The sequence below is a fragment of the Sphingopyxis sp. genome (assembly GCF_036402335.1).
Lineage (GTDB): Bacteria > Pseudomonadota > Alphaproteobacteria > Sphingomonadales > Sphingomonadaceae > Sphingopyxis.
Map to the genome: position 1 here is coordinate 1 of NZ_DASWTD010000175.1, position 10,570 is coordinate 10,570.

The 10,570-nt window shown below is 63.7% G+C and carries 6 protein-coding genes; 5 read left to right on the plus strand and 1 reads right to left on the minus strand.

The features are described from left to right. The 3 genes from VGD20_RS05450 to VGD20_RS05460 form a co-directional block, all read left to right on the plus strand. On the plus strand, positions 1–2,152 hold a 2,152-nt coding region (locus VGD20_RS05450), incomplete at its 5' end, for a TonB-dependent receptor domain-containing protein (RefSeq protein WP_331133477.1). A gap of 221 nt (positions 2,153–2,373) precedes the next feature. Then, positions 2,374–3,450 carry a sensor histidine kinase gene (locus VGD20_RS05455; protein WP_331133478.1) on the plus strand — a complete coding sequence of 359 codons (1,077 nt, stop codon included), beginning with the start codon at positions 2,374–2,376 and terminating at the stop codon, positions 3,448–3,450. Further along, positions 3,447–4,241: a LytTR family DNA-binding domain-containing protein gene (locus tag VGD20_RS05460; protein ID WP_331133479.1), complete on the plus strand. Its 795-nt coding sequence runs from the start codon at positions 3,447–3,449 to the stop codon at positions 4,239–4,241. The genes VGD20_RS05455 and VGD20_RS05460 overlap by 4 nt, the downstream gene beginning before the upstream one ends. Positions 4,242–4,312: 71 nt before the next feature. On the opposite strand, the gene VGD20_RS05465 is transcribed toward VGD20_RS05460, so the two are convergent. After that, the gene (locus VGD20_RS05465) at positions 4,313–5,449 is read right to left on the minus strand and encodes a zinc ribbon domain-containing protein (RefSeq protein ID WP_331133480.1); all 1,137 of its coding nucleotides are present in this window, start codon (positions 5,447–5,449) and stop codon (positions 4,313–4,315) included. A 344-nt stretch (positions 5,450–5,793) separates the two neighbouring features. On the opposite strand from VGD20_RS05465, the gene VGD20_RS05470 reads away from it, so the two are divergent. Together VGD20_RS05470 and VGD20_RS05475 are read left to right on the plus strand one after the other, a co-directional pair. Further along, positions 5,794–9,309, plus strand: a complete 3,516-nt coding sequence (locus VGD20_RS05470; RefSeq protein WP_331133481.1) for a CHAT domain-containing tetratricopeptide repeat protein — start codon at positions 5,794–5,796, stop codon at positions 9,307–9,309. A gap of 713 nt (positions 9,310–10,022) precedes the next feature. Then, positions 10,023–10,570 (plus strand): TonB-dependent receptor plug domain-containing protein (locus VGD20_RS05475; protein WP_414714546.1); only part of this gene is annotated, 548 nt, incomplete at its 3' end.

A 10,570-nucleotide genomic window follows, 5' to 3' on the forward strand; every position in this document is an offset into this window, starting at 1 on the left:
CATCAACGGCCAGCAGATCGGTTCGGGAACGACCGCGCCGACCCAAATTAACGGCCGCATCTACGATCCCGGGACAGAGGCGTTACGGCCCTATGTCGGCGCGCGCGATGCCTTCAACTTCGCGCCCGCCAATTATTTCCAGACCCCTCTCGAACGCTATAATGCCTATGCTGCCGCCCATTATGAAGTGACCGAGGGCATCGAGGTCTATGCCAAGGGCATGTTCACCCGGTCGAAGGTCCAGCTCAGCCTCGCGCCGTCGGGGATGTTCGGCGACACCTGGCGGCTACCGCTCAACAATCCTTTCCTGCCCGACGCCGTCCGTTCGGAGGTTTGCGCGTCCAATGCGATCTCGGTGGCCGACTGCGCGGCTGCCGGCGCGGCGGCCGGCCCGAACGATCCGAATTATCGCGAGGTTGCGACAGCGATCAATCGCCGCTTCATCGAGATGGGGCCGCGGATCCGCAACCTCACGACCAACCAGTTCCAGCTCTGGGCCGGCGCGCGCGGATCGATCACCGACACGCTGAAATTCGACGTCTACGGGCTCCACGGCGAATCCGACCGCAAGAACAGCAATCTCGGCTGGGGTCTGAAATCGCGCGTCCAGCAGGCGCTGCGCGCTACGAGCGAGACCGAATGCGCGGACCCTTCAAACGGCTGCGTCCCGATCAATCTCTTCGGCGACGGCACCGACATTTCGCCCGAGTCCATCGCCTTTTTCAACCAGCCCGCGGGGGCGACGATCAGCACCAGCCTGTCGGTCGTCAACGCAAGCCTGTCGGGCGAGTTTGCGAACTTCCTCGCCGGCGAGACGCCGATCGGCTTCGCGCTCGGCACCGAATATCGCAAATATGGCGCTTCGCAGGTCGCCGACGTCGCCTTCGGCACGCAGGACGAGGTGCTGGGAACGGGCGCGCCTTCGCCGTCCTTTTCGGGCTCGTATAATGTGAAGGAGATCTTCGGCGAATTGATCGTCCCGCTGGTCGAGGATGTGCCGGGTATCTACAGCCTGACCGCCGAAGCCGGCATTCGTCTGTCGGATTACTCGAACACCGGCAGCAGCACGACGTGGAAGGCGGGCGGGACATGGGAGCCGTTCCGCGGCTTCAAGGTCCGCGGCATCTACCAGCACTCGGTCCGCTCGCCGAACATTTCGGAACTTTACACGCCGGTCACGACGGGCCTGTCGAACCTTCCCGAAGATCCCTGTCAGGGGACCAACCCCGTGGGCAATGCAAGCCTGACGGCGGTCTGCCTCGCGCAGGGCGCTCCTGCCGGCACCATCGGCAACATCCCGGTGCCATCGGCCGGCCAGATCAACATCACGAGCGGGGGCAATCCCGCCCTCGACGTCGAGATCGCCGATTCCTATACGCTGGGACTGGTCGTGACCCCGCCACAGGTGCCCGGCCTCGCGATCACCGCCGACTATTATCATATCAAGATCAGCGATGCGATCACGCTGCCGACGCCCGACGACATCTTCGGCCCGTGTTTCGACGAGGGCGACGCAGCCGCCTGCGCCCTCATTCGCCGCAATCCGCTCAACGGATCGCTCAACGGTGGTGGCGATACGCCGGGCCTGATCGCGGTGCTGACCAACCAGGGAACGATCGTCACCTCCGGTGTCGATCTGCGCGTCGCCTACGGTATGGCGACCGGGTTCGGCCGGCTGAGCTTCGACATGACGGGCAACTGGACCGAGCAGTCCAAATTCCAGGCATCGCCGGCTGGCATCAATCGCGAGTGCGTGGGTCAGTATAGCGCGAACTGCGGTTTCTTCGCCGGCGAGATCACGCCCGAATTCAGCTTCAACATGCGCGCGACCGCCGAAATCGAGGGTGCGGGTGACATCTCGTTGCTGTGGCGCTGGTTCGACGGGGTCGATTACGAACGCATCCTTCCTGTCGACGGCATCAATCCCGACTATCTCGGCATCCCCAGCTACAGCTATTTCGACCTGACCTACCGGACCGAAATTGCCGATATGTTCGGGCTTACGCTGTCGGTGCAGAATTTGTTCGACAAGAAGCCGCCCAATGTCAGCAACTATGTCGGAACGACCGCGCTGAATTCGGGCAACACCTATCCAACCACCTATGATGTCCTGGGCCGCCGTTTCAGCCTGACCGCCAGCCTGCGCTTCTAGGGCCGCCATTGCCGCACCGGGGATCAGTCCCCTCCGGTGCCGGCCCGGTGTGCGGGCGAAGCCTCCCCGGTGCTTTGCCCGCACATTCGATTCGAACATGAGGGCGAACGTCCCGAATTTGCGGTCGAACGTTCGTCGACAGCTGCGCGCCTTGGTGCGATAACGGCCCGATGAACAAGCTTGCGGCATTTCCGCCAGATGACATTTATGAAATTGCGCCATTGATCGAGGCGAGGGGCCTCGAACGGCCGAAGGTGCGTGCCATTCTCTGGCTGACCGGTGCGTTCTGGGGCCTCCATGCGTTCGCGCTGTTCGTTGCCGACGCACTCGACCATCATCCCAATCTCGGGCTGGCCCTTGCCGTGCGGCTGGGGCTCACCGTCATAGGCCTTGGCCTTTGTTATGGCATCCATGTGGTATTGCGGAAACTGGGCTCGCGGCCGTGGCGAAAAAAGGCGCCGATCGTCCTTGTCGCTTCGCTCGTCGCGGCCGAGCTATTTGCATGGTGTACCTATTTCGGACTGACCTACGCCAAGGGAGAACCGATCCACGTTGCGTTGCAAGGCAGTTTGGTCATTCGCACGCTGGTGCCCTGGACCTGGTTCTTTCTTGCCTGGGTCGGGCTTTATCTGGCGGTGCAATATGGCTTCGAGGCACGCGAGGAGGAACGGCGATCCTCGCAGCTCCGGATCATGGCGCAGTCGGCCAAGCTGCGGGCGCTCCATTACCAGATCAATCCGCATTTCCTGTTCAACAGCTTCAACTCGGTTTCGGCACTCATTCTGGATGGCCGGCCTGCGGACGCGAATGCGATGGTCGAGCGACTGGCAGGTTTTTTCCGCACGAACCTGTCGACCAATCCCGATGTCGATATCGATCTTGCGAAGGAAATAGGCTTGCAGATGACCTATCTGGAGATCGAACAGACGCGCTATCCCGACCTTGAATTCACTATCGATGTTCCGTCCGAACTGGCGCGCGCGGCGGTTCCGGCGTTTCTTTTGCAGCCGCTCGTGGAAAATGCGATCAAGCATGGCGGTGCCGGCGTATCGCACGCCGGACCCTTTTCCATCGCCATCCGCGCCCGATCGGCCGGTCGCCGGCTGGAGATCGGGGTGGAGAACAACTGCGTCGAGGGGACGGCGCGAGGCGAGGTTTGCGGGACGAACACGGGGCTGCGCAACGTCCGCGATCGATTGCTGACGCGATATGGCGGGGCCGCGACGCTGAAGACCGACCGGATCGGTGCCTCGCGTTTCCATGCGGTCATCGATCTGCCGCTGGAGTATATGCGGTGACATTGTCGGTCCTCACCGTCGATGATGAACCGCTGGCCCTGCGCCGTCTCGAGCTCATGCTCGGTCAGATTCCGGATGTCCGGCTTGCCGGTTCGGCTTCCAATTGCAGCGAAGCTGTCGAACGGATCATCGAAATGCGCCCCGACGTCGTGTTGCTCGATATCAAGATGCGCGATGGCACCGGTTTCGATGTGCTCGACAGGTTGCCGCCCGACCGGACCCCGCGGATTGTCTTCGCGACGGCGTTCGATCATTTCGCGGTCCGGGCGTTCGAGGCGCATGCTGTCGATTATATATTGAAGCCCGTCGAGCTTTCGCGCCTTGACGCCGCGCTCGCGCGGTCGCGCGCCAGCCTGGAAGCCGACGATGCGCAAGAACAGATGCAGCAGATGCGTGCCATCATCGATGATTTGCGCGCCGGTTATCACCAGCCGGAACCATGCCCGCCGGAGGACGAGCTTTGGCTGCGCGGTACCGCCGGAACGATCGCCTGCGTTCAGCGCGCGGATATCGATATGATCACCGCCGAAGATGATTATGTCCGGTTGCATGCGGGAACTGCATCCTATCTGGTCCGTGGCTCGATCAGGGCGGCCCAGGCGAAATTCAGCCTCCCGGAAACGGAGTTCGCCCGCGTGCATCGCCGAGCGCTGATCCGTCGCAGCGCGATCTCCAGCGTGCGGAAATCGCCGCGCGGAGGCGTATGCGTCGTCCTCCGGAACGGGACCGAAGTGGCGAGCGGCAGGGTCTATGCGAAAGAACTTTTGAAGTCGCTGTCGGCTTTCAGCTAGCCATGTACCTGCCTTGCGCGGCGAGAGGTGGTCGAGGGCTCCCGCCGCGCAATAGCATCGTGGCTTGCCGTTCAGACGCCGCAGATCAGCTCGCTTTGCCCGCGCGACCTCGAACCGGCATCGGTGGGCCGGATCGTCGTCGAGACGGCGACATCGTCGTCGACGGCAAAGTCGCCGTTCTTGTCGATCGTGAAACCCATCTGCCGGAAAGCGGCCTGAACCTTGCTGGCCGGATCGCCGAACGCGACACCCTGCCACTCATAGCCCACGATCACGGCGGTCACGCGCAGGCCGCGAAATTTCTTGTCGACCGGGAAGTCATATTCTTCCGCCGTCTCTTCGATATTCTGCCCGTCGCGTGCCTTGCGGGCCCTTTCGAAATAGGGCTCGAGCTCGGGGCCGAGTTCACAGCTGCGCGCGTCGAACTGGATGAGCGAATTGGCTACCGCGCCTTTGGCCGGCGACGGTTCGGTGGCGCAGGCCGAAGCCGCCGGCATATAGCCGACGCCGCCACCGGGTAGCCCGACTTCGGTAAAGCCGTCGGCGGTCGCGCCGACCAGCCGAACCGCCGCGCCCGGCTTCAGGACCATCTTCGAAGCGGCGCCCGCCGCTGCGCTTTCCAGCACGGTGCATTGTGCGGTCGTGATGCGGTCGCTGCCGTCGAGGCTTGCCAGCGCGGGCGGAGCGGCTTTTGCCAGGTTGGCGAGACTGACGAAGCCGCTGCCGCCATCGAGCTTGAGCCATTGCTTGCCGCGCTCGTCGGTCACGAGCGTGCCGGCCGCCTTTTCGCCGCGCTTCAGCGACCCCACGATTTTCGATCCCTGAAGCGACGCCTTGTCGCGCAAATTGGCCTCGGCGACGGTATAGAGCGTTGCGGTCTCCGCCGTTGCATGATGCTGCCCCTCGCCGGTACTTTCTACCGTGCCGCTTTTCTCCTCCGTGCTCGAAAGACCGAGCCAGGCGCCGCCGCCGATCGCGACGGCCAGCAGCGCTGCGCCGCCGAGAAGCAGTCCGGTCCGGCGCGGCGCGGGCGAAGCGCCGTCGGCTTCAACGTCGATGATCGGCGGCGGCGGGACGATGGCAGGCGACGCGGCGGGGGCGGCGGGGGCGGCGGCATTTTCGGTGCCGGAAACCGCCGCGCCGCATTCCGCGCAAAAGCGCGCATCGGGGGAAAGCGCCGATCCGCATTCGGAGCAAAAATTCGCCATTGTCTGTCGTCCTTCGATTCGTTGAAATGCATCTCGTCGGCTTCGCTTAGCGAGCGATCGTGCATCGTCGATGTGACCGACCGCACATTGAACGAATAATCAATGAAATTCGTATGATAGATACGGATATGCTGCCATACCGCGATTTTTCCCAGAAACGCGTCGTTAATAGCCTGCGCAAGCGCGGCTGGTCGTCATGCCAGCGGTTTTCGGCGCTTTAACATCATGCTAGCTGCCGGTGATATGGTGAGCCTGATCACAATCCTGCGCATTCGATCCGCTACGAAGGCTTTCGAGACCGGCGGGAGCGATTCCCCGTCGCCGACAGAAAAGGATGATCGATAATGTCCCATCGCCGATTGAGCTTCCTCGCCGCGATCGCCGCGGCACCGCTGTGGGCGAGCATGCCCGCGGCGATTGCGCAGGAAGCACCGGCAAGCGAGTTCAGCGACGACCAGCAGAAGATGCTGGATCTCGTCAACAGGGGCATGGACTTCGAGCGCGCGGACAAACCCGTCGAGGCCGAACGCGTCTATCGCCGCTGGATCGAGGAAGCGACGAAACGTTATGGCGCCGACGGGCTGATCACCAGCCTTGGTTACAGGCTGCTCGCCGGCAGCCTCGAAACGCAGAACCGGCTCAAGGAAGCGGAGCCCCTCTGGAAGCGTCTGCTCGACATCAACCGCGCGCAGCTCGGCGAAGACGACGACGAGACGCTGACCGCCTACATGTTCCTCTCGTCCAACTACATCAAACAGGGCCGGCCGGGCGAGGCGCTGCCGCTGCGGCGCGCGATCCTCGCAAAGCGGATCGCGCAGCGGGGGGAGAAGGACGGAAAGACGATCATCGCGACGGCCAACCTCGCCTCGGTGCTCTCCGAGCTTGGCGAGATGAAGGAAGCCGAGACGCTGTTCCGCAAGGCGCTGGCTACCAGTCTCGAAGTGCATGGCGAAAAGCACGGCGAGACCGCGGCCGCCTACGGCAATCTCGGCGACGTCATGCGCAGCCTCGGCCGCTATGACGAGGCCGAACCGCTGCTCGAAAAGGCGCGCACGATCGACGAGGGACTGCCGGAGACAACGAGCGCCGATATCGCGCTCCGCTATTACAACAATGCGGTGAATTTGGGCGACATGGGTCGTTATTCCGAAGCCGGTGTCGCCGCCAACAAGGCGCTCGACCTGTGGCGGACGGGCAAGGGCGACGACAGCCCGCAGGCAGCTCTGGGCTATACCGCGGTCGGTTACGCCCTGATGTCGGAAGGACGCTTCGCCGAGGCCAATGGCGCCTATCGCAAGGCGCTCGACATCCGCCGCGCCCGGCTCGGCGAAGAGCATCCGCTGACCGGCGAGGCGTATAACAATCTTGCGATCAACATGGAAAGCCAGGGTCAGCCGCCGAGCGTGATCGAACCGATGTTTCGCAAGGCGCTCGATATCACGCGCGCCTCGCTTGGCGAGACCAGCCAGCGCACGGCGACCCTCTATGCCAATGTCGCGCATATCCTGAACGAGCAGGGGCGCTATATCGAGGCCGAACCCATGTATCGGCGCTCGCTCGACATTCAGGAGCGGATCACCGGCACCGAACATCCCTCCTATGCGACGACGCTCCTCAATCTTGCCTTCAACCTGCGCGACGACGGCGGCAACGATCGGGCCGAGCCGATGATGCGGCGCGCGCTCGGGATTTTCCGCGCCAGGTTCGGCGACGACAATCCCGAAACGGCGTGGGCCTATACCAGCCTCGGCTCGACACTCGGCGCGCTCGGCCGCCACAAGGAAGAAGCCGAAATGACGGCCAAGGCGCTCGATATCCGGCGCCGCCTGCTCGGCGAGGATCATCCGCTGACGGCGGTCGCCTATAATAATGTGGGGGACGCATTGGTCCGCGCCGAGGGCGGGCAGGGCGACAAGGCCGCCGAACCCTATTATCGCCAGTCGCTCGCAATCCTGCTCCGCACGGTCGGCGAAGCGCATATCGACACGGCGCACGCCTATAGCCGTATCGCGTCCAATCTCGCGCGGCAGGGACGGGCGGCCGAGGCGGAGCAGGCGGCGGCAAAGGCGGTCGCGATCGTGCGGCGCCTGAACGAGCAGGCGGCCGCGGGTGCGAATGCGGTCACGCTGTCGGCGCTCGACCGGCAGCAAGCCGATCCCGGCCGCAGCATCTATACCACCTATATGAACGCGGCTTTTGCGCTGATGAGCGATACACCGGACGCGGCGGGACAGTCTGCGATCCAGAATCGGGCCTTCCTTGCCGCCCAGGACGCGATCAGTTCGGCGTCGGGCCGCGCCGTGCTGCAAACCGCCGCGCGCGCTGCCGCCAAGACGCCGCAAATGGCCGAAGCAGTGCGCCAGGAACAGGATCTTGCGGCGCGGGCGAACATGCTCGACAAGAATCTGCTTCGCGCGCTCGGCGATCGCAAACCGGTCGAGGTCACGCGTCTTCGCGGCGAACTCGACGCGGTGCAGGCACAACTCGCAGACGTCAGCGCGCTGATCGACCGCAAATATCCGGCCTATCGCGAGCTGGTATCGCCGCGTCCGATCAGCCTCGCCGAAACGCAGAAGGCGCTCCGTCCCGATGAAGCGCTGCTGCTGATGACCGAGGCGGCGAACACCTTTCATCTGTTCGTCGTTACCTCGACCGCCGTTGGCTGGAGCCGTCCGGGGCGCGAGATCGACGTCATCCTCAAACAGGTTTCCGATCTGCGCTGCGATGTCGATTATGCGACCTGCACCGACGCGCGCAAAGCCGAACTCGACACGCTGCCGACCACCGAAAAGGAGCAGGAAGGCCAGCGTCGCTTCGATCTCGATACGTCGCACGCGCTGTATCAGGCGCTCATCGAGCCCGTCGAACCGCTGCTCAAGGGCACAAAGCGGCTTTATGTGACGAGTTCGGGCAAGCTCGGCGATCTGCCGCTCGCATTACTCTCCACATCCGCCCTCCCGGCGGGCGCCGACATGGCCGATCCCGACGTTCTGGCCCGCGCGCAATGGCTTGCCAACCGCTACGCCTTTACTAGCCTGCCGTCGGTCGCGTCGCTTACGCTGGCGCGCGACCCGCGCGCCCGGGCCGGCATCGAAAGCTTTCGCGGCTATGGCGCGCCCGTCCTGCTCGGCGGCGATACCGGCGCGCGCGCAGCGACAGGGGTCGGGGTTTTCGACGCGGTATCCGACGCGGGCTCGCCGCTCGCCGACCCCGACGCGCTTCGCAAGCTCGCACCGTTGCCGGGCACGAAGGTCGAGTTGACAGCGATGGCCGAGCTGTTCGGCGCATCGGACAAGAGCCTGACGCTCGATCGCGGCGCGACCGAAGCGGCGTTGCGGCAGGACCCCACGCTGGCGAACAGCCGCGTGATCGCGATCGCGACGCACGGCCTGCTTCCCGATCCGCAACTCGGGCTGGGCGAACCCGGCCTCGTCATGACGCCGCCCGCGACCCCGAGCGACCTCGACGATGGCCTGCTGACCGCCACCGAAGCGGCACAGCTCGATCTTTCGGCGGACTGGGTCATCCTCTCCGCGTGCAACACGGCATCGGCCAGCAATTCGGGCGGCAGCGACAGCCTGTCAGCGCTTGCCCGCGGTTTTCTCTACGCGGGCGCGGATGCGCTTCTCGCCAGTCACTGGCGCGTTTCGGACGATGCGACCGCGGCGCTGACGGTCGAGACGCTCATGGCGCGGCGGGCGAATCCGGAGATGACGCGTGCGCAGGCGTTGCAGACGGGAATGAACGCAGTTCGGACCGGCAAGCGCCCCGACGGAAGCGCGGTTCCCGGATGGCGCGCGGCGTGGGTCCATCCCGGGGCCTGGGCGGCGTTCACGAATATATCCAACCGCGACGAATAGGCCGGATAGAGCGGCAGGGGCGATTGCCGACGTAGCGCCACAGGGCTTGTGATGGCCGCGTGCAAGAATATGGCCACCCGTTGCAAGGCATATAGCTTGCTCCGGCGAGGATAAGCTGCGCGATATTGCGCGCAATATCGATTGACCCCTCGGCCTTGCACTCTGCTTCAGCGATCCCGCCTGCGCGGACATGACAGCGCCTCCGGTCGCCAAGCCCGCCGTGTCGCCCGAATACGCTCTCGCGCGCCCCGCTGAATGACGGAGAGGCGCTGTCCGATGGCGACCCTGACCCGAAGATTATTTCGCTGAACCGGTTAGCGATCATTATTATTCTTCTGGCCGTTTCCTTGGCGTTGAAAGCCCCGTGCGGCCTTCTGTCCTATCGGAAATAATTTTCCCCGACAATTTTGAATAATGTCAAACTTTATCAATAAGATAAATATCAATGCTTGAATCGCCTCCGGGGGATGATCCTTCCCGGAGAATTGCTTACAGCCCTGTCAGTCGTTTTCGGCAATCCGAAGATATGACGCTTTTCTTGCAGAATGGAGAATAAGCTTCGAGTTTGCGACGGAAATACCGCGTACATTCGGGGGGGGAGCTGTTAGCATCATAAAAATTCAAAAACGGGCCAAAAAGCGAAAAAAGGGGAAGATTGAATGCGAAATCTAGGAACAAATGTTCGTCGGGGCGCTCGGGCGACGCGCACCGCATTGCTGCTGTCCGGCATATGTCTGGCCAGTGTCTCGCCCGCGATGGCGCAGGAAGAACAGGACGCCCAAGACGTCCAGCAAGGGCAGGACACGACGCATTCGACGGGCGGCGAAATCGTGGTGACGGCGCTGAAGCGCGGGACGCGCCTCCAGGATACGCCGCTGGCCATTTCGGCCGTGACGGGTGATTCGCTCGAGCGGGCGGGCACGACGAGCTTCACCGAATTGACCCAGAACACGCCAAGCTTGCGGATCGTGGACAATGGCCCCGGCAACCGGCGCGTCATCCTGCGCGGCGTCGTCGGCGCCGGCGAGCCGACCGTGGGCGTCTACTACGACGAATCGCCGGTGGCGGGATCGGTTGGCACGACCAGCGACGCGGCGGGCAGTACTCCCGATTTCCGCGTCTTCGACGTCGAACGGGCGGAGGTTCTGCGCGGGCCGCAGGGCACCCTCTATGGTTCGGGCTCGATGGGCGGCACGGTCCGCATCATCTATGAAAAGCCGAAGACCGATCTGCTGGAGGCTGCCGGGAGCGTCAATCTTTC

Excerpts from the sequence above, each read along its gene's own strand:
- VGD20_RS05470 (WP_331133481.1), top strand. The coding sequence starts at position 5,794 with ATGTCCCATCGCCGATTGAGCTTCCTCGCCGCGATCGCCGCGGCACCG.
- VGD20_RS05465 (WP_331133480.1), bottom strand. The coding sequence starts at position 5,449 with ATGGCGAATTTTTGCTCCGAATGCGGATCGGCGCTTTCCCCCGATGCG.